We start from the raw sequence: 447 nt of genomic DNA on the forward strand, positions 1-447 counted from the left end.
GATCCTTGTAGCGCGCCTCTGGCGGCCCCTTGGCCACGGGCAGCACCTCGCCCTCCAGCGCGGCGGGCGCCTCGCCGGGATAGGCGACGATCGGGATCGAGCCGGCCGAGATGTGCGGCGTGGCGCGGCGTACGCAGGTCTTGCCGCTGGGCTCGAAGTCGATCCGCGCGGCGATGGTGGCGATACGGTCGACGGACGGCGTCTGGTAGTGGAAGCGCGCCAGGCGGTTCACCCCGCAATTGGCCCGCCAGTAGAGCGAGGCGTAGAGCACCTCGTCGCCGTTCTTGATCGCCACCACCCCGTCCTCGGGATCGGCGAACACGAAGTCGGGCTGGCCGGGCGTCATCGGCAGATTCACGTCCGATTTCGGCCAGGCCTTCACGGCCAGACACTCGTCATAGGCGTCGAGCAGGCCGATGGTCGTACGCTGGTTCTTGTCCTTCAGGC

General features: G+C 68.7%; 1 pseudogene. It reads right to left on the minus strand.

Annotation, left to right across the window (positions count from 1 at the left end):
• Nucleotides 1–447, minus strand: a pseudogene (locus AC1DOP_RS27300) (hypothetical protein); the annotation flags it as partial.

The organism is Massilia sp. 01N410, from assembly GCF_056399665.1.